The 22,876-nt window shown below is 43.9% G+C and carries 19 protein-coding genes; 9 read left to right on the top strand and 10 right to left on the bottom strand.

All coding sequences use genetic code 11. The annotated features are described in order from the left end of the window. The first annotated feature begins 1 nt into the window (after position 1). Positions 2 to 2,458 (top strand): replication restart helicase PriA, encoded by a 2,457-nt coding sequence (priA, locus tag K7G75_RS11750; RefSeq protein WP_222984437.1) that lies wholly within the window; start codon positions 2 to 4, stop codon positions 2,456 to 2,458. Here the strand turns inward: priA and K7G75_RS11745 are convergent, their stop codons facing one another. Continuing rightward, complete coding sequence (locus tag K7G75_RS11745; RefSeq protein WP_222984436.1) at positions 2,459 to 3,151, bottom strand: LytR/AlgR family response regulator transcription factor; 693 nt, start codon at positions 3,149 to 3,151, stop codon at positions 2,459 to 2,461. It abuts the gene before it with no gap. Between the two features lie 237 nt (positions 3,152 to 3,388). Here K7G75_RS11745 and rpsF point away from each other — a divergent pair, with 237 nt between their 5' ends. From rpsF to K7G75_RS11720, 5 genes are all read left to right on the top strand, one after another. Next, positions 3,389 to 3,727 carry a 30S ribosomal protein S6 gene (rpsF, locus tag K7G75_RS11740; protein ID WP_222984435.1) on the top strand — a complete coding sequence of 113 codons (339 nt, stop codon included), beginning with the start codon at positions 3,389 to 3,391 and terminating at the stop codon, positions 3,725 to 3,727. Positions 3,728 to 3,730: 3 nt separating this feature from the next. Then, on the top strand, positions 3,731 to 4,027 hold the full coding sequence (gene rpsR, locus K7G75_RS11735) for a 30S ribosomal protein S18 (RefSeq protein WP_055392375.1): 297 nt from the start codon (positions 3,731 to 3,733) through the stop codon (positions 4,025 to 4,027). Positions 4,028 to 4,039: 12 nt separating this feature from the next. Continuing rightward, complete coding sequence (gene rplI / locus K7G75_RS11730; protein ID WP_222984434.1) at positions 4,040 to 4,492, top strand: 50S ribosomal protein L9; 453 nt, start codon at positions 4,040 to 4,042, stop codon at positions 4,490 to 4,492. A gap of 101 nt (positions 4,493 to 4,593) precedes the next feature. Next, entirely contained in the window at positions 4,594 to 7,785 is a 3,192-nt protein-coding gene (locus K7G75_RS11725) for a TonB-dependent receptor (RefSeq protein ID WP_222984433.1), read from the top strand. 66 nt (positions 7,786 to 7,851) lie between these two features. Next, complete coding sequence (locus K7G75_RS11720; RefSeq protein ID WP_222984432.1) at positions 7,852 to 8,322, top strand: DUF6495 family protein; 471 nt, start codon at positions 7,852 to 7,854, stop codon at positions 8,320 to 8,322. Positions 8,323 to 8,598: 276 nt separating this feature from the next. Here the strand turns inward: K7G75_RS11720 and K7G75_RS11715 are convergent, their stop codons facing one another. Both K7G75_RS11715 and K7G75_RS11710 read right to left on the bottom strand, forming a co-directional pair. After that, positions 8,599 to 9,351 (bottom strand): hypothetical protein, encoded by a 753-nt coding sequence (locus tag K7G75_RS11715; protein ID WP_222984431.1) that lies wholly within the window; start codon positions 9,349 to 9,351, stop codon positions 8,599 to 8,601. 324 nt (positions 9,352 to 9,675) lie between these two features. Next, positions 9,676 to 10,338 carry a hypothetical protein gene (locus K7G75_RS11710; protein WP_222984430.1) on the bottom strand — a complete coding sequence of 221 codons (663 nt, stop codon included), beginning with the start codon at positions 10,336 to 10,338 and terminating at the stop codon, positions 9,676 to 9,678. A gap of 306 nt (positions 10,339 to 10,644) precedes the next feature. Between K7G75_RS11710 and hisS the strand changes: the two genes are divergently transcribed. Continuing rightward, positions 10,645 to 12,024, top strand: a complete 1,380-nt coding sequence (hisS, locus tag K7G75_RS11705; RefSeq protein ID WP_222985021.1) for a histidine--tRNA ligase — start codon at positions 10,645 to 10,647, stop codon at positions 12,022 to 12,024. Here the strand turns inward: hisS and K7G75_RS11700 are convergent. Together K7G75_RS11700 and K7G75_RS11695 are read right to left on the bottom strand one after the other, a co-directional pair. Next, the gene (locus K7G75_RS11700) at positions 12,021 to 12,569 is read right to left on the bottom strand and encodes an NUDIX hydrolase (protein ID WP_222984429.1); all 549 of its coding nucleotides are present in this window, start codon (positions 12,567 to 12,569) and stop codon (positions 12,021 to 12,023) included. The two genes, hisS and K7G75_RS11700, sit on opposite strands and share 4 nt — an antisense overlap. A 110-nt stretch (positions 12,570 to 12,679) precedes the next feature. Then, complete coding sequence (locus K7G75_RS11695; RefSeq protein ID WP_222984428.1) at positions 12,680 to 13,768, bottom strand: M42 family metallopeptidase; 1,089 nt, start codon at positions 13,766 to 13,768, stop codon at positions 12,680 to 12,682. Between the two features lie 102 nt (positions 13,769 to 13,870). Between K7G75_RS11695 and K7G75_RS11690 the strand changes: the two genes are divergently transcribed. Beyond that, a complete protein-coding gene (locus K7G75_RS11690) occupies positions 13,871 to 14,572 on the top strand; it encodes a DUF4294 domain-containing protein (RefSeq protein WP_222984427.1) in 702 nt (233 codons plus the stop codon). Here K7G75_RS11690 and K7G75_RS11685 read toward each other — a convergent pair. Continuing rightward, positions 14,569 to 14,808: a DUF6095 family protein gene (locus K7G75_RS11685; RefSeq protein ID WP_222984426.1), complete on the bottom strand. Its 240-nt coding sequence runs from the start codon at positions 14,806 to 14,808 to the stop codon at positions 14,569 to 14,571. The two genes, K7G75_RS11690 and K7G75_RS11685, sit on opposite strands and share 4 nt — an antisense overlap. Before the next feature lie 77 nt (positions 14,809 to 14,885). Here K7G75_RS11685 and K7G75_RS11680 point away from each other — a divergent pair, with 77 nt between their 5' ends. Further along, a complete protein-coding gene (locus K7G75_RS11680) occupies positions 14,886 to 16,211 on the top strand; it encodes a GntP family permease (protein ID WP_222984425.1) in 1,326 nt (441 codons plus the stop codon). Here K7G75_RS11680 and K7G75_RS11675 read toward each other — a convergent pair. The 4 genes from K7G75_RS11675 to K7G75_RS11660 form a co-directional block, all read right to left on the bottom strand. Beyond that, positions 16,201 to 17,028: a DUF4249 family protein gene (locus K7G75_RS11675; protein WP_262420340.1), complete on the bottom strand. Its 828-nt coding sequence runs from the start codon at positions 17,026 to 17,028 to the stop codon at positions 16,201 to 16,203. The two genes, K7G75_RS11680 and K7G75_RS11675, sit on opposite strands and share 11 nt — an antisense overlap. A 34-nt stretch (positions 17,029 to 17,062) precedes the next feature. Further along, a complete protein-coding gene (locus K7G75_RS11670) occupies positions 17,063 to 17,944 on the bottom strand; it encodes a DUF4249 domain-containing protein (protein ID WP_262420339.1) in 882 nt (293 codons plus the stop codon). A 19-nt stretch (positions 17,945 to 17,963) separates the two neighbouring features. After that, on the bottom strand, positions 17,964 to 20,372 hold the full coding sequence (locus K7G75_RS11665; protein WP_222984423.1) for a TonB-dependent receptor: 2,409 nt from the start codon (positions 20,370 to 20,372) through the stop codon (positions 17,964 to 17,966). 160 nt (positions 20,373 to 20,532) lie between these two features. Further along, on the bottom strand, positions 20,533 to 22,752 hold the full coding sequence (locus tag K7G75_RS11660) for an NADP-dependent isocitrate dehydrogenase (protein WP_222984422.1): 2,220 nt from the start codon (positions 22,750 to 22,752) through the stop codon (positions 20,533 to 20,535). Between the last annotated feature and the right edge of the window lie 124 nt (positions 22,753 to 22,876).

Here is a 22,876-nt window from a genome sequence, read left to right as displayed (position 1 = left end):
TATGGATTATTTTTTGGATGTGGTCCTTCCCATACCTTTGGAAAGGCTTTTTACCTATAAAATCACGGAGCAAGAGGCTGCTTGTATACGGCCCGGCATGCGCGTGGCGGTTCCTTTTGGCAAATCAAAGATTTATACCGCTCTTTCCCATCATATCCACACGGAGGCCCCGGAGGTATACGAGGCCAAGGAAATCTATCAGATCTTGGACGAAAACCCATTGGTCACCCAACATCAACTCAAACACTGGCAATGGATGGCCCAGTACTATATGTGCACCTTGGGCGAAGTGGTAAGAAGCGCGCTGCCAAGTGCTTTTTTGTTGGAAAGCGAGACGTTGATTCTTTCAAATCCCGATGCCAATGTCAATGAATTGGAACTCAAGGATGACGAGTTCTTGGTGTATGAGGCCTTGCAGCACCAGAGTGCACTGCGCATTGGTGAGATTAGTGATATCGTGGACAAAAAGAATGTGCTTGCCCGCATAAATGGGCTGGTACAAAAAGGAATAGTCTCACAGAAAGAAACGCTGTATGAAAAATACAGGCCCAAGTTGGTCAGGTACGTGAAATTGGCCCCCAAGTTTGATGATGACGACAATTTGCAGGTGTTGTTGGACAATTTGGGCCGTGCCCCAAAGCAAAGCCAAGTAGTGCTGACCCTTTTCCAGTTGCGGGCCAAATCAAAAAAGCCCATTCCGGTAAGCGATCTGGAAAAGGAAAGCAAGACATCAAGGGCCGTGATAAAGTCGCTGATTGACAAAGGTGTCTTGGAGGAATACCATATACGAACAGATAGGGTACAGCATGGCGAGGCTTCCATGGAATCCAAGGATGTTGAGCTCAATGTGCATCAAAAGACGGCTTCATTAGAAATAGACCAGGGTTTTTCACAAAACAAACCCGTTCTTTTGCATGGGGTGACTTCTTCTGGAAAAACGGAGGTATATATCAAATTGATACAAAAATGTCTGGACGAAGGTAGGCAGGCCTTATATCTTTTGCCCGAAATTGCGCTAACCTCACAACTTATAAATCGATTACAGACTTATTTCGGGCATCATGTTGCCGTATACCATTCAAAATATAGCATCAATGAGCGTGTGGAGGTCTGGAACAATGTCCTTTCCTGCGCAGAAAAGGCACAAATCGTTATTGGCGCACGTTCTGCTATGTTTTTGCCTTTCTCCAATTTAGGGTTGGTGGTCATTGATGAGGAGCATGAGAGTTCTTTTAAGCAATTTGATCCCGCTCCAAGATATCATGCCCGGGATGCCGCGGTTGTGTTGGCTAACTTACATGGCGCACATACCATTTTGGGTTCGGCTACCCCAAGTATGGAAAGCATGGAGAATGCAAAAACTGGCAAATATGGCTATGCCGTAATCGATTACAGGTTTGGGGAAGTACTCATGCCCGAGATCAGTTTGGTTGATATAAAGGAAGCTTCCCGAAAGAAAAGAATGAAGGGTCATTTTTCTGAAACCTTGATTGATGCCATAGCCGAAAAGTTGGAGGAAGGAGAGCAAGTGATCCTTTTTCAAAACCGAAGGGGATTTGCACCTGTGGTGGAATGCACCACTTGCGGACATGTGGCCCAATGCCCCAATTGTGATGTGAGCCTAACCTTCCATCAACAAAGAAATCAATTGCGATGCCATTATTGTGGGTATCACATGGCCTTACAGCAAGCTTGTTTGGCATGTGGGAGCCCCACGTTGGACAAAAAAGGGTTTGGAACGGAACAGGTGCAGGAAGAGTTGGGAGAATTGTTTCCCCAAGCAACAGTGGGCCGCATGGATTTGGACACCACGCGTGGAAAGTTTGCCTATGAAAAAATTATCTCGGCTTTTGAAAATCAGGAAATGGACATATTGGTGGGCACCCAAATGGTGACCAAAGGCTTGGATTTCAGGAATGTGGGCCTGGTGGGCATCATGAATGCGGATTCCATGCTCAACTTCCCGGATTATCGCGCCCACGAACGCAGCTTTCAAATGCTGACCCAGGTGGCTGGAAGGGCAGGGCGGACCCAGAAACGGGGCAAGGTGCTCATACAGACCTATAATCCCTATCATCAAATATTGCAACAAGTAACAACGAATGATTATGAAAAGATGTACCAAGAGCAGTATTATGAAAGGGAGCAGTTCAAATATCCCCCAATCGTAAGGATAATAAAAGTGACCTTAAAGGATAAAGATTTCAATAAATTGAACGAAGCCTCAGATTGGTTTGCCAGCTCCTTGCGGAATGTACTGCGGCATCAGGTGTTGGGACCGGAATATCCGCCCATTGCGCGTATCAGAAAGGCCTATTTGAAGAATATCCTGATTAAGATACCCCGCGACCGGTCGTTGTCCAAAACGAAAAATAGCATTAAAAGAATTGAAAAATCTTTTAATGCTATTTCCAAGTATAAAAGTGTACGACTGGTCTACAATGTGGACCACATTTGATCATACATTGGCAAGTGCCTCTGCCAATTCGGTCTTTTTGTTTCTACTCAAAGGAATCTGTCTGCCCCCTACCTCAACATTTTTGCTGTTGAATTTCTCAATCTTCTCCAGATTCACAATATAGGATTTATGGATACGAAGGAACTTTTCCGCAGGAAGTTGTTTTTCAAAGGACTTCATGGTGGAAAGGATCACAATATTGGCTTCATCGGTCACCAATTTGATGTAATCGCCCAAAGCCTCGATCCATTTAATGTCATTTAAGATAACCTTACGCTTTTTAAGGTTGCTCTTTACAAAGATGTGCTCTTCATCCTCGTCAACTCTATTGAGTTGTTCATACTTGGCCACGGCTCTTTTTACGGAAGCCTCAAAACGTGCCAGGGTGATGGGTTTGTGAAGGTAATCGGTCACATCATAATCAAATGCCTTAAGGGCATAGTCCGGTTTTCCGGTGATAAGGATAACCTGAGGTGGGTTCTCCAGCGCCTCTAAAAGGTCAAAGCCGTTGATGATCGGCATTTCAACATCTAAAAAAATCAGGTCGATTTCGTGGTTCTTTAAACCATTCTTGGCTTCAATAGCATTGCTATACTCGGCTACAAGGGCAAGATGTGGATGATTGTTGACCAATTTTGCAACAGCCATTCGCTGCATGGAGGAGTCGTCGACAATTATACTCTTTAATTTCATAGAATGGGGTGATTTGTAGGGTTTTAAATCATCGGCAAATTACACAAAAAAGAAGGTTAACAACAATAAAAGATGTAAACATGGTCCATTTTGTTGTGTATATTACCATATACGTTACGTAGGTTTATTGGGTTCGTTTTGTTAATAACTCTTGTACCTAAACGAAGTTTTTTGGCTTTTCTTGCGGGATGAAGGAAATATTACTAATTTTGCGCTCCTTTAAACAAATCATAATATATGAACCATTACGAAACTGTTTTCATTTTGAATCCCGTTCTATCTGAGACCCAGATAGAGGAAACAGTCAAGAAGTTCGAGGATTTCTTGATTAAGAATGGTGCCAAAATGGTCTCCAAGGAAGATTGGGGACTAAAAAAATTGGCCTATCCCATTCAGCACAAAAAAAGTGGATTTTACCACTTGTTTGAATTCACAGCTCCCGGTGAGGCTATTGGCCCCTACGAGCTGGAGTTCAGAAGAGATGAGCGCATCATGCGTTTTTTGACAGTTAAGCTGGACAAGCACGCCGTTGCTTGGGCAGAAAAGAGAAGAGACAAACTTAAAGCAAAGGCATAGGGCATGGCATCCATAGAGCAACAAGCAAAATCGAAAAAAGACGGGGAAATCAGGTATTTGACCCCGTTGAACATAGAGACCAACAAGCAGAAGAAATACTGTAGGTTCAAGAAATCCGGAATCAAGTACATTGACTACAAAGACCCCGATTTTTTGATGAAATTGGTCAATGAGCAAGGTAAACTGCTTCCAAGAAGACTTACCGGAACCTCCCTAAAATATCAAAGAAAGGTGGCCCAGGCCGTTAAGCGTGCCCGTCATCTTGCCTTAATGCCGTATGTTGGCGATATGTTGAAATAAAAAACAAAGAGCATGGAACTTATTTTAAAAGAAGACGTACAGGATTTGGGCTTTAAGGACGACATTGTCACTGTAAAGAATGGATATGGCAGAAACTATCTGATTCCCCAGGGATTGGCTGCCTTGGCAACACCTTCGGCCAAGAAGGTTTTGGCCGAGAACCTGAAACAAAGGGCCCACAAGGAAAAGAAAGTCATCGATGAGGCCAACAAAACGGCGGAAGCCCTTAGAAAGTTGGAAATTCGCATTCCTGCCAAGGTGGGTGCCGGAGACAAATTGTTCGGTTCGGTGACCAGTATAGACCTAGCTGCCGTATTGGACAAGGAAGGCCACCAAGTGGACAAGAAATTTATCAACATACAAGGTGGTGCGGTAAAAAGGGTAGGGCCCTACAAAGCGGAAGTGCGACTGCACCGTGAAGTAATCGTTGATTTACCCTTTGAAGTGGTGCCTGAGACGAAATAAACAGGTTATTTTTGGTTAATAAATTGTTAAGAGTTCCGTTCGCGGAACTCTTTTTTTGTCCTATGTTTGCGAACACTCTAGTACTAATTAACACTGTTAAAATGAAGAAATTACTACTCTTGGGCATATTTTTTCTTTTCGTATGCTCCTCAGCCTTCTCACAAATTACCACATCCAATATAAGGGGAACTGTGGTTGACGATCAAGCGGCACCCCTTTTCGGCGCCAATGTGGTGGCCGTTCACACGCCCACAGGCACACGCTACGGCACCATTACCAACGAAGAAGGTCGATTTAACCTATTGAACCTTAGGGTAGGCGGTCCATATGAAGTGACCATTTCCTACGTTGGATTCCAGACCGAGACCCGAAATGATGTATTTCTCTCTTTGGGCAAGACCTTTAACTTGGATTTGAGCATGGTTACGGATAGCCAGCAATTGGATGAGGTGGTTGTGGTTTCCGACCAATCGGGAACTTTTGGAAGCGACAGGACCGGCTCTGAAACCAATGTTGGCCGAAAGGATTTGCAGCGATTGCCAACAATTTCCAGATCGGCCGAGGACTTTACCCGGTTGGAACCCAGCGCTTCCTCTCCCGGACAGGACGGTGGCCTGTCATTTGGAGGAAGAAACGACCAGTTCAACAACTTTTCCTTGGATGGTTCCTTCTTTGCCAACCCTTTTGGATTGGATGCACCAACACCGGGCGGGCAGACCAGCGCACAACCCATTTCATTGGATGCCATTGACCAGATACAGGTTTCTTTGGCCCCGTATGATGTTACCCAATCTGGATTTACAGGAGCTACGGTGAACGCTGTGACCAAAAGCGGAACCAATAACTTCTACGCTACGGTTTATGGCTTTTTCAGGAATGATGACCTTACCGGAGGCAAAATAAACGGTGATGATGTGTTCAAGACAGGGCTGGAACAGCTTCAGTATGGGGTGAGCATAGGCGGACCCATCGTCAAGAACAAGTTGTTCTTCTTTGCCAATTTTGAAAAAGATGACCTGACCGAGTTGGGAACGTCCGGTTTTATCCCCAATAGGGGCGCGGGGGCCATTAACGAATCCCGTGTGGCCGCTTCCGATTTTCAATTGGTCGACAACCTGCTCAGGCAGGTGGTCATTGGGCAAGATGCCCAGGGCAACGACATTTTCTACAATCCCGGGGCGTTTGAAAACTTCAATTTTGACCAAGAATCCACCAAGGGGATCTTCAAACTGGATTGGAACATCAACGATAACAACCGTTTGGCAATCATATACAACTTTTTAAGGTCTGCCAAGGAAAAACCAGCTCACCCATCAGCACTGGGCTTTAGGGGACCCAATGCGGCCACATTACAATTTGAGAACACAGGATACGAGATCAACAATAACATCAATTCCATTCAGTTGGAATTGAACTCGACCCTTTCGGACAATGCCACCAACAAATTACAGGTGGGCTACACCCATTTTGATGATTTCAGAAACGCACTTTCCACTCCCGCGCCCACAATTACCATTTTGGATGCAAGTGGAAGTTCCAACTATATTATTGCTGGCCACGAGCCCTTTTCTATCAATAACAGATTGGACCAAAAAGTATTTCAGATTACCAACAACCTTAACTTTTTCAAAGGGAATCACACCTATACCGTTGGATTTTCGTTTGAAAAGTTCCAGTTTGACAACTCCTTCAATCTAGGGGCCTATGGTGCACAAGGGGTATTTTTTCCAACAACAACCATTACCGATTTCCAAAATTTTGCTGATTCGGGCAGCTTACAGGCCGCCTTTAATGGGGCCATTGCCGCTGCAAACTCCTTGGAAGCCAATGGAACTGGAAACCCAGGGGGATGGGCCTTGGCGGAGACCAATGTGGGACAAATGGCCTTCTATGTTCAGGATGAGTGGAACGTGACCGATAATTTCAAGTTGACCTACGGAGTCCGTTTTGACAAACCATTGTTCTTTGATACGGGCGATAAGGTTCGCGAAAATATCGACAGGAAGGGCGGATTGCTGTCGCAAGGTGGCACCTATGCCCCGGATATAGTTTACTTTGACCCAGAAACTGGGGATGAGACCTTTTTAAGTTCAGAGACCTTGCCGAACAATGACTTTTTGATTTCTCCACGGGTAGGTTTCAATTGGGACGTGAAAGATGACAATACCCTTCAAGTACGTGGTGGCTCTGGCATATTTACCGGACGTTTCCCATTTGTTTGGTTAGGAAACCAGGTACAGGGAACCGATTTCTTTTTCTATCAGGTGGTGGATCCAGAATTTAAGTTTCCCCAGGTATGGAGGACCAATATTGGTGTTGACAAGCAGTTTGACAATGGTTTGATTTTGACCACAGACCTGTCCTACACCAAGGATATCAATGCGGCACATGTTCAAAACTGGGGCTTGGATACGCCTTCGGGCACTTTGGCGGGTGTGGACAACAGAGCAGTCTACTCTAATGATGATAAGTCACAGATTTTTGGCGGGCCCACGAACGCCTATGTGTTTACCAATTCTGATGATGGAAGAATTTTCAACGCATCATTCAAGGCGCAGAAAACATGGGACGATGGATTGTATGCCATGCTTGCCTATAACTATTTGAATTCCAAGGAGGTGAACTCCATTGAAGCAGAAATCACAGGAGACGCCTTTGCAGGCAATGCCATTGTGGGCAATGCCAACAACGATGTACTTGCCTTTTCCAAGTATGGAGACACGCACCGTTTTATCGGAGTGGTTTCCAAGGCTTTTTCAACCGGAACCACGGTGTCCACCTTTTTTGAATATGCCCAAGGGGGTAGGTTCAATTACATCTACGGAGGTGATATCAACAACGATGGAAGCAGCATCAATGATTTGATCTACATCCCAACCGCTAGTGAAATAAACCAGATGAACTTTAGCGGGGCCGGACAGGCCGAAGCATTTGAGGCCTTTATCCAGCAAGATGATTACCTCAGCGAAAATAGGGGAAGTTATGCGGAGCGTTATGGAGCTTTGGCACCATGGCGAGGTCGCTGGGATGTAAAGATTTTGCAGGATATTAAAGTAAACGACCGGAACAAACTACAGTTGAGCTTGGATGTGTTGAATGTGGGCAATCTGATAAGTTCCGATTGGGGTGTTGTGGAAAGTCCTACCTTCAACCAGATTTTGGGAGTTTCCGTGGATGCCAACAACAACCCTACCTATACCTTTGACCCAAATTTAACCAATACGTTTACGGCCAATACCAGTGCACTTTCACGCTGGAGGGCCCAGATTGGGGTACGATATATTTTTGAATAGGCTTTAATTACAAACAAGAAATAGGAAAAGACCATGCTTTTGCATGGTCTTTTTTATTTTTGCTGGATGAAATATAAAAGACTATCCAAAGAGCAATTGGAAGAGCTACATCCAGAATTCATTAATTTTTTGGCCACCCAGTCGATAACTGCTGCCGAATGGGATGTTTTAAAGAAAGAAAAACCCCAAGTTGCCGAAGAGGAAATTGATGTATTCAGCGATTTGATTTGGGAAGGGGTACTTTCCAAGGTGGAGTACCTGGAAAACATTTCGGAGATGCACATGCACTTGTTCCATTTGACCGAAAAAGAAATGAAATTGTTTTCGGTAAAAGTGTTGAATCCTGAAATTGACCTACGTACCCAAGAGGGCTTTGGTTGGTTCAAACGGAACTTTCAATCTGACTTTGTGGAATACTTGACCGCATCCAAGGCATATGGAACGGATAAGAATTTGGACAAGTTTGAACTCATAGAACAGGGAGCCGTAATTACCAAAGGGGAACTGTACCAATGGTTTGAGCAGATTATGGAGTGAGGGGTGAAGTAAGAAGTAAGAAGTAAGAAGTAAGAAGTAAGAAGATGGATTGTTAGATAACCGGACCTTTGGATGTGGGTAATCCATTGATTGTGAATCACCCTACACCTTTTTCACTAACTTGGATTCTTGACCCTCCGTCCTCCGCATTTCTTCCTTCGTCTTTCTTCCTTCGTCTCTCGTGCTTCGCCCTTCACCAATACACAAAAAAAGGGCCCCCATTTCTGGAGACCCAATTGATGATTGCTTATCACATCAGCACTATTTGCCAAAATCTTATTTTATACCAAAGAATTTTTTTACTTCATGGTAATTGTTAACGTCGACTTCGGCAGCCTTCAAGGCTGACATGACATTATCCTTGGATTTGAAATTCAGCCCGCCATTGTTTGCGCTCTGCTCAATAAGGATGAGATGTACTTCATCAATCTCATCATTCCAACCACCTCCTAAAAGCTCATCTATCCTTACAGTTTGAGGAGTATAAGAAATACCGAATATGCGATTTCCGCCTTGAAAAGCAATAGCTCCAGGAATGAAATAATAGCGAGGTTCGTCTTGATCGTATAGGTATGCTAAAATAGCATGGGTATCCAGTACTTCTTGCGTCAGCTCTTCAACGGAATTTAGCGTGACAGAAACCTGTCCATTTATGGCATCAGGTATAAGAATAATGCGTTGAACATTGGCATTGCCATCAACTCCGTCGGTTCCATCAACCCCATCGGTTCCATCAACTCCTTGGCAATCCATGGCATCAACAACCTCATCACCGTTCATGTCTTCCTCTATATCCCCGACTCCATTGGCATTCAGGTCCCAACAGGCGATACCATCCGTACCATCAACACCATTGGCACCTGCAGCACCCGCAGGTCCAGTGGCACCGGCAGGTCCAGTTGCGCCATCAACACCATCGGTACCATTGGTCCCGTTCAATCCATCTTTTCCATCTTCTCCCGAGCAAGAGGCAATAAGGGCCATGGCGGTTACCATGCTGCCCAACATAAAAAATCTTTTTAGTTTCATGATTTACTTTTTTAATTAATATTTTTTACTGATGCCACAAATGTAAAGGGGACAAAGACCCCAATTTGACCCTAATTGATGGATGGATATTTTGGGTTGATAATCTGCTTGTTTGCGCAAATAAAAAAATATGAGAAGGAATATTCCTGTTAATTCTTGAGACAGCCATGCTCGGAAACAACATGAAACAACCGACCTATGAATATTGATGACAATTACTTCACCCTTAACCCTTCACATTTTGACTTTAACCAAAAAAAGGGTCCCCATTTTTGGAGACCCAATTGATGATTGCTCATCATATCAGCAGTATTTGCCAAAATCTTATTTTAGACCAAAGAATTTCTTTACTTCCTCGTAGTTGTTAACATCCACCTGGGCAGCCTTAAGCGAGGCCATAACATCGGCTTGGGATTTGCCTCCCATACTTGCGGTCTCAATCAAAACGATATGGACCTCTGGGAAAAGATCTGGATCCCAGCCGGTTCCTATAAGTTCTCGGATTTCTATTAATCCTACCTCATATCTTACAACTAAATCGAAATTAAAAAAAGCAGTGGGGATTGCTGCGGGAATTGACCAAAAATTGGAGCCGTCCGTTATGTAAGTTAAAACTATATGGGTGTCCAATACAGCTTGTGTCAATTCAGGCACATCAAGTTCTATGGATGTAGCTCCGGGCGTTTCTCCAGTAGTATCCACAATAATTCTTTGTGCAGCTGGCCCTGCTTCTCCTTGTGGGCCTTGGCAATCTAAGGCATCAACAAACTCATCACCGTTCATGTCTTCCTCAATATCCCCAACACCGTTGGCATTCAGGTCCCAACAGGCTATGCCATCGGAACCGGCAGGTCCAGTGGCACCGTCAACACCATTGGTGCCATTGGTCCCGTTCAATCCATCTTTTCCATCTTCACCTGAGCAGGAAGAAATTAGGGCCATGGCGGTTACCATGCAGCCCAACATAAAAAATCTTTTTAGTTTCATGATTTACTTTTTTAATTAATATTTTTTACTGATGGCACAAATGTATAGGGGACAAAGACCCTAATTTGACCCTGATTGATGGATGGATCTTTTGGGTTGATGATCTGCTTGTTTGCACAAATAAAAAAATATGAGAAGGAATATTCCTGTTAATATTTGTGATGACTACATTTAAAAGAAATGAAAGAACCCACTTTAAGATATGGGGAATGTTCTACCCCCTTCCCCAACACCTTTCACCTTCATCCTTGACCCACTCCCAAATCCAACCCAAACCGTGTATATTTGCACGATAATCTGAACCGCATGCCACAAAAGCCGTCCATACCCAAGGGAACCCGCGATTTTTCGCCTGCCGAGGTGACCAAGCGTAATTATATCATCAATACCATCAAAAAGCATTTTGAGCTATTTGGTTTTCAACCCATTGAAACACCTTCCTTTGAAAACTCGGAAACTTTGTTGGGTAAATATGGAGAGGAAGGGGATCGGTTGATTTTTAAGATTTTGAATTCTGGAGATTTTATTTCCAAAGTGGATGATGTTACCTATAGTTCCAAAAACTCGGCTTCGCTTGCACCTAAAATATCGGATAAAGCCTTGCGCTATGACCTCACCGTACCCTTTGCCCGCTATGTGGTGATGCACCAAAACGAGATTGAATTTCCTTTCAAACGATATCAAATACAGCCCGTTTGGAGGGCGGACCGTCCCCAAAAAGGACGTTTTCGGGAGTTTTACCAGTGCGATGCCGATGTGGTGGGTGCCAATGCGCTCTTGCAAGAGGTTGAATTTATTCAACTCTATGATGCCGTCTTCACAGATTTGGGGTTGAATGGAACCACCATCAAAATAAACAACAGAAAAATACTTTCCGGGATTGCGGAGGTAATCGGGGCAAGGCATCTATTGGTGGATTTCACCGTGGCTTTGGACAAATTGGACAAAATTGGAGTAGAGCAGGTCAAAACGGAAATGTTGGAAAGAGGTATTTCTGAACAGGCCATAACCAGGGCGGCACCTTTGTTTTCCATGTCGGGAACGGCTTCCGAACAGTTGGACCAATTAAAGGATTTATTAACCGGTTCCGAGGTGGGCATGCAGGGTGTTGCTGAACTTCAAGAGATTATTTCGACTGTTGAAGATGTTGGACTGGCATCTGCACATTTGCAATTGGACGTGACCTTGGCCCGTGGACTTAACTATTACACTGGCGCCATTTTTGAGGTAGCCGCCCCGGAAGGTGTGGCTATGGGTTCCATCGGTGGGGGTGGCCGGTATGATGACCTCACGGGCATCTTTGGATTGAAGGATGTCAGTGGTGTAGGCATTTCGTTTGGGTTGGACCGCATTTACCTGGTTCTAGAAGAGCTAGGGCTGTTTCCTGATGACCTGGATATTGCGCTGGATGTACTTTGCCTTAATTTTGGACAAAAGGAACGAATCGCTGCACTGAAGCTTGTGTCTTCTTTGAGAAAATTTGGGCTGCGTGTTGATTTATATCCTACGGATACCAAGGTTCAAAAGCAGTTCAAATATGCCGATAAGAGAGGTGTGCCCTATGTGATCCTTTTGGGTGAAAAAGAACTGGCCGAAGGTAATTTTGTGGCAAAGAACATGAAGACTGGGAACCAAGCTTCATATGCGTTGGATAACCCTTCCCAGTTTGTCCAAAAAATGACTTAAATCCTTTTTTTGATTTCGGTCACGATCAATTTGTAGTAGTTTGGACCGTGTGGCACATATTTATCCGAGTTGCCCAATCCCCAAGTCTCTTCCGCAAATTGAAATAGAGGAACCAAGTCTAAGGATTCAACCTCACTTTCCTGTTTTGTCAAAGATGCCAAGGGAGCTTTCAGCTTTGCCAGAAAAATATGGTGGAGTTCGGCATCAATAAAATTTTCAGCATGTTTATGGACTTCCTTGAAGGTGCCAATAGGTTCCAAATCGGCCTCACTGATATCTAGACCTATTTCTTCCTGGACTTCCCGCAGGGCAGCCAACGCTATATTTTCTCCCGAGGCTACATGCCCTGCAACCGAAACATCCCAAAGTAGGGGATGGGTCTCCTTGGTTTTCCCTCGTTGTTGGATTAAAACTTTGCCATTACCGGTGTAGAACCAAACATGTACGGTAGGGTGCAACAGGCCTTTTTGGTGCGCTTCGGATTTCAGACAGGATTTACCGGTAGGCTTTCCATGTTCGTCCAGAATGTCTACCAGTTCATCCATTGTTTTTTAATAGGGTTTAAACGTCATTTCGAATGAACACAGGAAATCTGAAGTAACACCTGAACTATTTGGAGATTTCACACATCCGTTCGAAATGACAATGGGCTCAATCAGTCAAAATAACTGAAGGTTTCTCCCTCCTTGATGTTCAACAAGGTCTCATAGATAAGCCGGATCACGTTTTCCACATCATCCTTATGGACCGTTTCCACAGTGGTGTGCATATAGCGCAAGGGCAAGGAAATCAAAGCGGATGCTACCCCGCCATTACTGTATGCAAAGGCATCAGTGTCTGTACCCGTGTAGCGGGAGGAAGCCAACCGCTGGAATGGGATTTTTTTGGCTTCCGCCGTTTCAATGATGCGCTCCCTCAGCTTGTTCTGTACCGCAGGGGCATAGGAAATCACAGGTCCGGAACCAATGGAGGTCTCACCTTCCTTTTTCTTATCGATCATTGGCGTGGTGGTGTCATGGCAAACGTCGGTTACCAAAGCCACATTGGGTTTGATGGTTTGGGTGATCATTTCAGCACCACGAAGTCCTATTTCTTCCTGTACCGAATTGGTCACATAAAGCCCAAAAGGCAGCTTTTTTTTGTTTTCGTGCAGCAGCCGGGCCACTTCGGCAATCATGAATCCACCGGCTCTGTTGTCCAGGGCACGACAGACAAATTTGTCCTTGTTCAACACCTGGAATTCATCTGGGTAGGTGATCACACATCCCACATGAACCCCCATTTTTTCGACCCCGGCCTTGTCCTTGGCACCTATGTCTACAAAAATATTGTCCAATTTGGGAGGTTCCTCTTTGCCTTTGTCCCTGGTATGGATGGCGGGCCAGCCAAAAATCCCCTTCACAATTCCTTTTTTGGTATGGATGTTCACCCATTTGGAAGGTGCGATCTGATGGTCACTGCCCCCATTTCGTATTACATAGATCAGTCCGTTATCGGTGATGTAGTTTACATACCAAGAAATTTCGTCGGAATGGGCCTCGATGACAACTTTGTACTCCGCTTTCGGATTGATGACCCCTACAGCGGTGCCATATGTATCCGTAATGAACTCATCCACATATGGTTTAATATAGTCCATCCATATTTTTTGCCCTTCCCATTCGTAACCCGTAGGAGAGGGATTGTTCAGGTATTTCTCAAGGAATTTTTGGGATTTTGCATTGATGATCTTTGACGTGGCCATATATCCAATTTAGGTCACAAACATAACAATATTCACTTTTATTTAATAGCCATATCAATGCTTTATACTTAATTTTGGCAAGACTTTTGACCGCAAATCGACATGAACCGATACAAAGCTCTGGTTATCGTGGCCCTAACCTGTTCATTTACGTTCGCACAGGAAATGAATCGTGATTCCATAATGTTCGAAAACGATTCCATTGCCGATTACTATGTGCGGTTTGAGGGGGATTCCATCTTGTACAGTTCCATTGCCCTGGATGAGGTGTTTCTTTTTGACCAGCTCAAATTCAAGGACAGGAACGAGAAATTACGGTATTACATTCTTCGCAGAAAGACCCTAAAAGTGTATCCGTATGCAAAGCTGGCCGCAGAACGGTTGGTCGAGCTAAGTGATAGTCTTTCCCATATAAAAAAACATAGGCATCGTAAAAAGTACACCCGGAAAGTACAGAAATTCATAGAAGATGAATTTTCAGCGGAACTCAAAAAGCTGACCCGTACGGAAGGGCAGATCTTGGTCAAGTTGATTTATCGGCAAACGGGGACTACAGCCTTCGATTTGGTAAAAGAGCTTCGAAGCGGATGGAGGGCCTTTTGGTACAATGCAACGGCCAATGCCTTTAATATCAGCATCAAGGAGGAATTTCACCCAGAAAGAATACATGAGGATTATCTTATCGAGGACATTCTGCAACGCGCTTTTGCATCAAACCAATTAGAGCGCCAAAAGTCGGTATTGGACTATGACTACGCCCAATTGAGCAACAAGTGGAAAGACGGTCCAAATCCCAAAAACTAGGTATCAGCTTTCTTTTTACCAAAAACGGCATTCATCACAATATTTACAGATCTAAATCCCATATAAATCGCCAGCACTGCAAGGACTATCCCGAGTATGAGTACTGGAACAAAAAAGGGATGCCCTTCATTTTTGAAGGCCTGATAAAGTAAAAAAGGTGCCAAGAACATTATCGTCACGGTATACCCAAACGATTTTAATCCTTTCACCAGCAGTTGTTTGTTGGTATGCTTCATGTTACCAAAGTAGGAATATTAGTTTATATTTATAAGGATACTATTTTAAATACTTACTAACCTAAATTTTGTTGCCCGTGGAGTTGTTTTTCTTGGTGCTTGTTATTGTTTTCATTGTCTTGGCTACCGTTAAATTCAAAATGCATCCCATTTTTTCTTTAACCTTAGCTGCCGTGGCAATGGGCTTTATGTTAGGATTATCGCCCAAGGATATTGCGGGAACAATAGGTGAGGGGTTTGGAAAAACCCTTTCAAGCATTGGATTGGTGATTGCTTTCGGAACGGTAATAGGCATCTATTTGGAGAAAACGGGCAGCACCCAGGTATTGGCCAATGCCGTGCTTAAGATCATTGGGTTAAAACGCTCCCCGTTGGCATTGAATCTTGCAGGATACGTAATTTCAATCCCTGTCTTCTGTGATTCGGGATTCATTATTCTCTCATCGCTCAACAAAGCATTGAGCAAAAAAACGGGGATTCCCGTGATGATATTTGCCATTTCATTGGCAACAGGACTTTATGCGGCCCACGTGTTTGTGCCACCCACGCCGGGGCCTTTGGCGGCCGCAGCCATTTTGGAAGCTGACTTGGGCAGGGTATTGTTGTTGGGAATTGTTGTTTCCATTCCGGTGTCGGTGACCGGCTACTTTTGGGCAAAATACATTGGAAAATCGTTGATGGAGCAGAAAGAGGATGCAGGGCAGCACCAACAGGAAGAAGAAACCATTCCCCAGGTAAAACCCTATCAGGCTTTTTTACCACTTCTGGCACCGATCCTGTTAATCGCATTGAAGTCGATTGCCAATTACCCCACCCATCCTTTTGGCGATTCGGTTGCATTTCATTTTTTTGATTTTGTAGGGGAACCTGTCATTGCCTTGTTGATCGGTGTGTTTTTTGCATTTTTGTTGGGTAGAAAAACTCCTGCCAAGGACAAAAAGGAATGGGTTCCCATAGCGTTTAAGCAAGCGGGTTCCATTGTGTTGATCACAGGAGCCGGGGGTGCTTTCGGGGCAATTTTGCGCACTATGGACATTGCTTCCATCATAAATATTGAATCCGGTTCTGGGATGGGCGGTCTTTTGATTGCCTTTGGGATTGCTGCAATCTTGAAAACGGCCCAAGGGTCTTCCACTGTGGCAATTATAACCGCTTCGGCCATAATCGCACCATTATTGGAAACTTTTGGATTGTTATCAATGACAGACAAGGCCTTGGCCGTACTTGCCGTCGGAGCTGGGGCCATGACCGTTTCCCATATCAATGACAGCTATTTTTGGGTGGTTTCCCAATTCTCCAATCTAGATGTGAAAAATGCATTGAAAGGGCATACCACAGCCACCTTTTTTCAAGGTTTGGTTGGAATTGGCATTATTCTGTTGATCCATCAGATCATTCAATGATAATGGTGCGTTTATACTCTTGCACAACCGCAAAGTAGCCTAAGGGAAATTCATTTGGGATTTTTACATTATCAAAAAAATCAATATTATCCAATTCGGTTACGTCAAATATGTTTCCACGTACCGTGGCCGCTGGGGTTTCAAAAACACCAAGATTATCTTCAGTTTGCTCAATCAATAAATCCATGTAGTTATAAAAACTTTGGTCCGCACCGAGAACACTTATGGTCAACTCCTCACCAGGTTCGAACTGCCTATCATAGAAATAGGAAAAACTGAATTGTTGTCCTTGTATGAACTCATCATCCAAAGTTGCGAATTCACCAAAGCCCAAATCAAAAATGTAGTAATTCTTCTTATCGGGGTCATCCGTGATGGTTATGATCAATTCGGTGTCGTCGTCATTGAAAAGGGTGTTGGTGCCAATCTCAAGGGTATCTATAGGGACTGTCTCTACATACATAGTACTTGCGTAGTAGAGTTTGTCTTCCCAATCGATTTGCAGCAATATTTCATCACCTATTTCTGCGCGCTCCTCAAAAAACTGCCGGGTTCTAACGTTTTCATATATCCCAGAGCCCGGGTTGTCAATATCGACAAGTATGGCGCCGCCCAGCGTAATCTGTTTTAGGTTTGTTACGGGGATTTCACCAAAAAATGAGTCCGTGAGCCCTACTTTTACCCTTAAGTTGACAAAAGTAGAATCAGGATCAACACGCACTAATGCATTTATGATGAGCCTTGGTTCTTCGGAGGGAACATCAACCTCGATGACCTCTTCGCAAGCCAGATTAAGGCTAATTATGAAACTTATCAATATGTGCTTAAAGGTTTTCAGTAGTACTTATTTATTATTCAATTACTAAGGTTTCCGCAAATTCTTGCACAACCGCAAAATATCCCAAAGCAAAGAGTTCAGGTTGTCCGACATTATCAAAAATATCGATGTTGTCCAAGTCCGTTACGTCGAACACGTTTCCTCTTACCGTGGAAACAGGTGTCTCAAAAACGCCACCATCGTCTTGTGTCTGTTCAACCAACAAATCCATGTAATTATAAAACTCTTGGGTGGCACCCAAAATACTTACAGTGAGTTCTTGACCGGGTTGTAGGTTTGAATCAAAGAAATATGAGAATTCAAAGTCTTGTCCATCTATAAATTGATCATCCAATGCCAGAAACTCGCCGAAACCAAAATCAAAAATGTAGTAATTATTTTCGTTGGGGACATCGGAAAATGATACAATGATTTCGGTCTCGTCCTCATCAAAAAGGGTGTTTTCTCCCTGAGTCAGCCTATTTATGGGTACTGTTGGGGCGTACTCTGTCCTAGCAAAATAATTTCTTTCATCGTATGTAATTTGTAGAAAAAAGATAACATTTGGCTCTATCGCTGATGTTCGTATACGTTGGTCGGATGAAAAATTTGGATCTGGGATATAAATTCCTGATCCTGGGGTACTCTCCGCCAAGGAAGAGAATGAGAGACTGTCTATTTCACCAAGTTCATTGGGAAGTCCATATACAATTAGTGCGCTTTCAACCTGTGTGGGTTGATTATCATCAAAAAAATTACTGGTTTCCCGCATTCGAATTTGAACGTCCACGAATTCTTGACTAACATCCACACGTAACAACCCATCCACTACCAGCCGTGTTTCCTGTTTGGGTAAATCAACCTCAATAACATCCTCGCATGCCCATAGCACTAAAATTCCTAAAATTGAAATCATAATTCCTCTTTTCATCATCTTAGAATTTAAAGTTGTAGGTTATTGCAGGAATTATTCCGAAAATTGAGGTTCTGATGGCTTCATTTCGGCCCGTATCGTCATTTTCCCTAAAGTTAATGGAAGCTGCGTTACGCCTATTATAGGCATTATAAATGCTGAAGACCCACTCTGATTGGAAATTCCTGTCTTTATTTTTCCTTGGGGTCAGGGTAGCGGAAATATCCAACCGATGATAATCTGGCAATCGTTCCTTGTTGCGCAGCCCATAAAAGGGAACTGTAATGCCCTCAAATTCAAACTGCCCTACGGGATAGTTGGTAGGCTGTCCGGTTTGGTAAATAAAGTTGGCATTGAGGCTCCAATTGTCGTTCAGCTCATAATTTCCATAAATGGAAATGTCGTGGGTCTTGTCAAAGGGTGTGCTGTACCATTCCCCAAAATTTATTCCTGTTTCCAAATCTGATCGGCCAGTATCGATACCAAGTGCCCTAAGGTCCCTTCCCGGGGTCCGCTGTTCCGATCGCGATAGGGTGTACGCCAACCATCCGGTAAATGCACCCTCATTTTTTCTAAGTAAAAATTCAATACCATACGCCCTGGCTACGCCATTCAATATTACTTGCTCTATCGCATTGTTGGCAATAAGATCGGCGCCGTCTATGTAATCGATACGATTTTGTATATCCTTATAAAAAGCTTCGGTTTCAAAAGAGTAAGCTCCATCTTTGATGTTTCTGAAATAACCCACCGCATATTGGTCCAATAACTGGGGCTCTATGAACGGTCCACTGGGAGTCCATACGTCCAATGGGGTGGGTGAGCTGGTGTTCGAAAGCAGGTGCAGGTATTGCGCCAATTTAGTGTAGCTTGCTTTCACCGAACTTTTTCCATTGAAGTTATAGGACATAGAGATACGGGGCTCCAAATTGAAAAACTTTTTGAGCGTGCCTCCCCTGCCTGGGCTAATAGTGTCTATGGGCTCGGCCTCCCTATAAACGAGAGCAAAAGGGTCAAAAATTACCGGGTTGTCATTTTCATAGACGAAGAATTCATCTTGACCAAACCGATTGAATTGACTGGCCCTTAACCCATATTCAACACTTAGGCTTTCAGAAATTTTATGTTCGACATCAACATAGATAGCATTTTCATTGGCATATTTCTTGGTCAATTGCTCTTCAACAATCCCAGAATCTGGGCTATTTGGTCTAATTTTTCCAGGGTTGAACACGTAGTAAATGTTGTTTAGACCGTAGTTTATCTGAAGTTTATCGCTTACATAATGCTTCAAGTCATATTTTACGTTGAAGTTCTGTATTCCGGAATCCCAATCGAACCCAACAAAATCAAGCTCCAACCCATAGAAATAATCGGAATAGATCAGGGATAGATTGGAGAAAAGTTTATCGGAAAAGAGGTGGTTCCAACGAAAGTTCCCCACGGCATTACCATAAATATTGATGAAACTATCGTTGATACTGAACAAATCCCGACCAAAATAGCCTGACAGGAAAATACTGTTTCTGTCGTTTATCTTATGATTGATCTTGGTGTTTAAATCATAGAAATAGGCTTTATCATCAATATCGAGCAAGGGGAGGAACAAGTGGGCGTATGAGGCCCTACCGCCAACCAGAAAAGCCGTACGGTCTTTATCAATGGGTCCTTCCAGCAGCAGTCGGCTCGCCACAGCACCAATGCCACCATTCACTTTGAACTCTTTACTGTTTCCTTCTTTCTGAAAAATCTCAAGCACTGAAGAGACCCTTCCCCCATACCGGGCAGGGATGCCTCCTTTGAATAATTTTACATCTTTGATGGCGTCTGGGTTGAAAACCGAGAAAAACCCAAACAGGTGGGACGAATTGAATACCACCGCTTCATCCAAAAGGATAAGATTTTGGTCCACAGCACCACCTCTTACATTGAATCCTGATGATGCTTCTCCCGCATTGGTGACTCCCGGTAACAGGAGCAGAGATTTGATAACGTCAGCCTCCCCCAAGACCACAGGAATTTGTTTGATGGTTTGTGCAGCCAAGGTGTTGACACTCATTTGGGGCTTTCGGATATCCAGACGCTCGGCATCGTCTGTGACGACTACCTCTTCCAACTCCTCCGCCTTTTCCAGAAGCCTAAAATCCTTTTTGACATCAGAATTTAGGTTTATGGTCTGCCTTACATCCTGGAAACCCAGATAACTCACAACAACATTATACTCTCCTTGCGGCAGGGTAATTGAATAAAAACCGTATTCATTGGTAGTGGCGCCTGTTCTAAGTTCAGGAAAGGCAATTGTAACACCGATAAGGGTTTCATTGCTGTTCGCTTCTGAAATTGTTCCGCTAAGGGTGTACTTCTGTTGTGCACTTAATGGTATGACTGCAAGGCATATGAAAAGCGCAAGGGAGAAGAGGTTCTTTGGCATCCTATCTAGTTTGCTTAAAAATACAGATTATACCTTCAAGGAAAAAAGATAAAACGGATATTTAGCGGTAATTTAAAAAACTGATGAAATAGTATCAGTTTAATGGGCCTTGCCCTATATTAACCCAAAAATTCTCAATTTCCCATCAGAATTTCAACAATCAAATGGACCCCAATATGCGATTGAAAGATTCACTGGGCCTCATGGCTTTTGAAACCTTTTCAGCATCGGGAAGATAATAGCCACCAATATCCACGGGATTGCCCTGTGCATCAATCAATTCTTGGGTTATTTTGCTTTCATTGGTTGATAGTTCTTCAAAAACGGTGCTGAACGTAGCTTGAAGTTCGGAATCCTCCGTTTGTCGGGAGAGAGCTTCCGCCCAATACAGGGCCAGGTAAAAATGACTTCCCCGGGTATCCAGTTCATTGACCTTTCTTGAAGGGGATTTGTCATTGTCCAAGAATTTTTCTGTGGCCTTGTCCAAAGTATCGGCCAAAACCAAAGCCTTTTTGTTCGCATTTTTTTCACCATGGAATTCCAGCGAAACCCCAAGCGCCAGGAATTCGCCCAGAGAATCCCACCTTAGGTGACCCTCTTCCAAAAACTGCTCCACATGCTTTGGTGCCGAACCACCCGCACCTGTTTCAAACAGGCCGCCACCGTTCATCAGCGGAACTATGGAGAGCATTTTGGCACTGGTACCCACCTCCAAAATGGGAAATAGGTCCGTTAGATAGTCACGCAATACATTTCCCGAAACGGATATGGTATCCTTGCCGGCTTTGATTCTTTTCAAGGTAAATTTTGTTGCCTCAATCGGAGAAAGGATTTGTAGGTCCAGCCCTTTGGTGTCCAATTCTTTTAGATAGGCATCCACTTTTTTGATAAGCTCTGCATCGTGCGCCCTGTCTTTGTCCAACCAGAAAACGGCGGGAGTGTTTGTTGCCCTTGCACGGGACACGGCGAGTTTTACCCAGTCACGCACGGGTGCATCCTTCACCTGGCACATTCTCCAGATATCGCCCGGTTTCACGTTGTGCTCCAAAAGTATTTGGTCATTCTTACTATCAATGACACGTACAACGCCTGCTTTTGGAATTTCAAATGTTTTATCATGGGAGCCATATTCCTCCGCTTTCTGAGCCATGAGGCCTACATTGGGTACCGTACCCATGGTAGTGGGATCTAAAGCGCCATGCTCCTTACAGAAATCTATGGTGGCCTGGTATATTCCAGAGTAGCTACTATCGGGAATTATGGCCTTGGTATCCTGAAGATTACCGTTTTTGTCCCACATTTTCCCTGAATTTCTGATCATTGCAGGCATGGATGCGTCTATGATCACATCACTTGGAACGTGTAGGTTGGTGATACCTTTATCAGAATTTACCATGGCTAGGTCCGGCCCATTTTCAATGGCACTTGATATGGCTTCTTTTATCTTATTCCGTTCACTTTCAGGGAGTTCTTCCAACTTGTCAAAAAGACTCTCCAGCCCATTGTTGGGATTGATGCCCAATTTATCAAAGGTCGGGGCAAATTCCCGAAACACTTCGGAGAAGTATACTTGCATGGCATGGCCAAAGATGATGGGGTCCGAAACCTTCATCATAGTCGCCTTAAAGTGCAGAGAAAGAAGCAGTTTGTTTTTGCGGGCGTCCGCAATTTCTTTTTCAAGAAAGTCTATCAACGCCTTTTTGTCCATCACTGTGGCATCGATGATCTCTCCTTTTTGAAGGGCAATCGATTCTTTTAGCATGGTTGTTTTTCCGTCTCCGTCAACCAATGCAATATGCACAGTGCTCTCATGGTCCAGGGTAAGTGATTTTTCATTATTCTTAAAATCGCCATGGGACATGGTGGCCACATGGGTTTTTGAACTGGGAGACCATGCCCCCATGGTATGTGGATTTTTCTTGGCGTAATTTTTTATGGCCTTGGGAGCCCTTCTGTCCGAATTTCCTTCCCTAAGCACCGGATTGACTGCACTGCCCTTGATTTTATCATACTTGGACTTAATGGCCTTCTCCTCTTCATTTTTGGGTTCATCGGGATAATTGGGAATATTGTAGCCTTTTTGTTGCAATTCTTCAATGGCTTCCTTTAGTTGGGGTATGGAAGCACTGATGTTGGGAAGTTTTATGATATTGGCCTCTGGGGTCTTTGCCAAGGCACCCAATAGGGCAAGGTCATCGGCCGTTTGTTGGTCCTTGCCCAAATTTTTGGGAAAGACCGCTGCTATTCTGCCCGCCAATGAAATATCCTTGGTTTCTATGGCTATGCCAGCAGTTTTGGTAAATGCTCTAACAATGGGTAGAAAGGACTGCGTGGCCAAGGCGGGTGCCTCGTCCGTTTTTGTATAGAAAATCTTGGCCATTAAAATGGATTTTGTTTAAGCGCTGCAAATATACAATTTATGCCAAGTGGCACACCACGGATTTAGGTAAAAATGGCACTGGAAGCGGGTAAAAACAAAAGCCATATCTATGTTCACACATTGA

The organism is Flagellimonas meishanensis (assembly GCF_019880545.1).
GTDB lineage: Bacteria > Bacteroidota > Bacteroidia > Flavobacteriales > Flavobacteriaceae > Flagellimonas > Flagellimonas meishanensis.
Note: the sequence above shows the minus strand (reverse complement) of the source record. Positions and strands in the feature narration are given on the sequence as shown.

What these genes read in the sequence shown, in the direction of transcription:
- K7G75_RS11745 (WP_222984436.1), bottom strand. Translation starts at nt 3,151, where the DNA reads ATGAAATTAAAGAGTATAATTGTCGACGACTCCTCCATGCAGCGAATG.
- K7G75_RS11715 (WP_222984431.1), bottom strand. Translation starts at nt 9,351, where the DNA reads ATGAAACTAAAAAGATTTTTTATGTTGGGCAGCATGGTAACCGCCATG.
- K7G75_RS11685 (WP_222984426.1), bottom strand. Translation starts at nt 14,808, where the DNA reads ATGAAGCATACCAACAAACAACTGCTGGTGAAAGGATTAAAATCGTTT.
- K7G75_RS11660 (WP_222984422.1), bottom strand. Translation starts at nt 22,752, where the DNA reads ATGGCCAAGATTTTCTATACAAAAACGGACGAGGCACCCGCCTTGGCC.
- rpsR (WP_055392375.1), top strand. Translation starts at nt 3,731, where the DNA reads ATGGCATCCATAGAGCAACAAGCAAAATCGAAAAAAGACGGGGAAATC.
- K7G75_RS11665 (WP_222984423.1), bottom strand. Translation starts at nt 20,372, where the DNA reads ATGCCAAAGAACCTCTTCTCCCTTGCGCTTTTCATATGCCTTGCAGTC.
- K7G75_RS11710 (WP_222984430.1), bottom strand. Translation starts at nt 10,338, where the DNA reads ATGAAACTAAAAAGATTTTTTATGTTGGGCTGCATGGTAACCGCCATG.
- rplI (WP_222984434.1), top strand. Translation starts at nt 4,040, where the DNA reads ATGGAACTTATTTTAAAAGAAGACGTACAGGATTTGGGCTTTAAGGAC.
- K7G75_RS11670 (WP_262420339.1), bottom strand. Translation starts at nt 17,944, where the DNA reads ATGATTTCAATTTTAGGAATTTTAGTGCTATGGGCATGCGAGGATGTT.
- K7G75_RS11690 (WP_222984427.1), top strand. Translation starts at nt 13,871, where the DNA reads ATGAACCGATACAAAGCTCTGGTTATCGTGGCCCTAACCTGTTCATTT.
- K7G75_RS11720 (WP_222984432.1), top strand. Translation starts at nt 7,852, where the DNA reads ATGAAATATAAAAGACTATCCAAAGAGCAATTGGAAGAGCTACATCCA.
- rpsF (WP_222984435.1), top strand. Translation starts at nt 3,389, where the DNA reads ATGAACCATTACGAAACTGTTTTCATTTTGAATCCCGTTCTATCTGAG.
- K7G75_RS11700 (WP_222984429.1), bottom strand. Translation starts at nt 12,569, where the DNA reads ATGGATGAACTGGTAGACATTCTGGACGAACATGGAAAGCCTACCGGT.
- priA (WP_222984437.1), top strand. Translation starts at nt 2, where the DNA reads ATGGATTATTTTTTGGATGTGGTCCTTCCCATACCTTTGGAAAGGCTT.
- K7G75_RS11695 (WP_222984428.1), bottom strand. Translation starts at nt 13,768, where the DNA reads ATGGCCACGTCAAAGATCATCAATGCAAAATCCCAAAAATTCCTTGAG.
- hisS (WP_222985021.1), top strand. Translation starts at nt 10,645, where the DNA reads ATGCCACAAAAGCCGTCCATACCCAAGGGAACCCGCGATTTTTCGCCT.
- K7G75_RS11725 (WP_222984433.1), top strand. Translation starts at nt 4,594, where the DNA reads ATGAAGAAATTACTACTCTTGGGCATATTTTTTCTTTTCGTATGCTCC.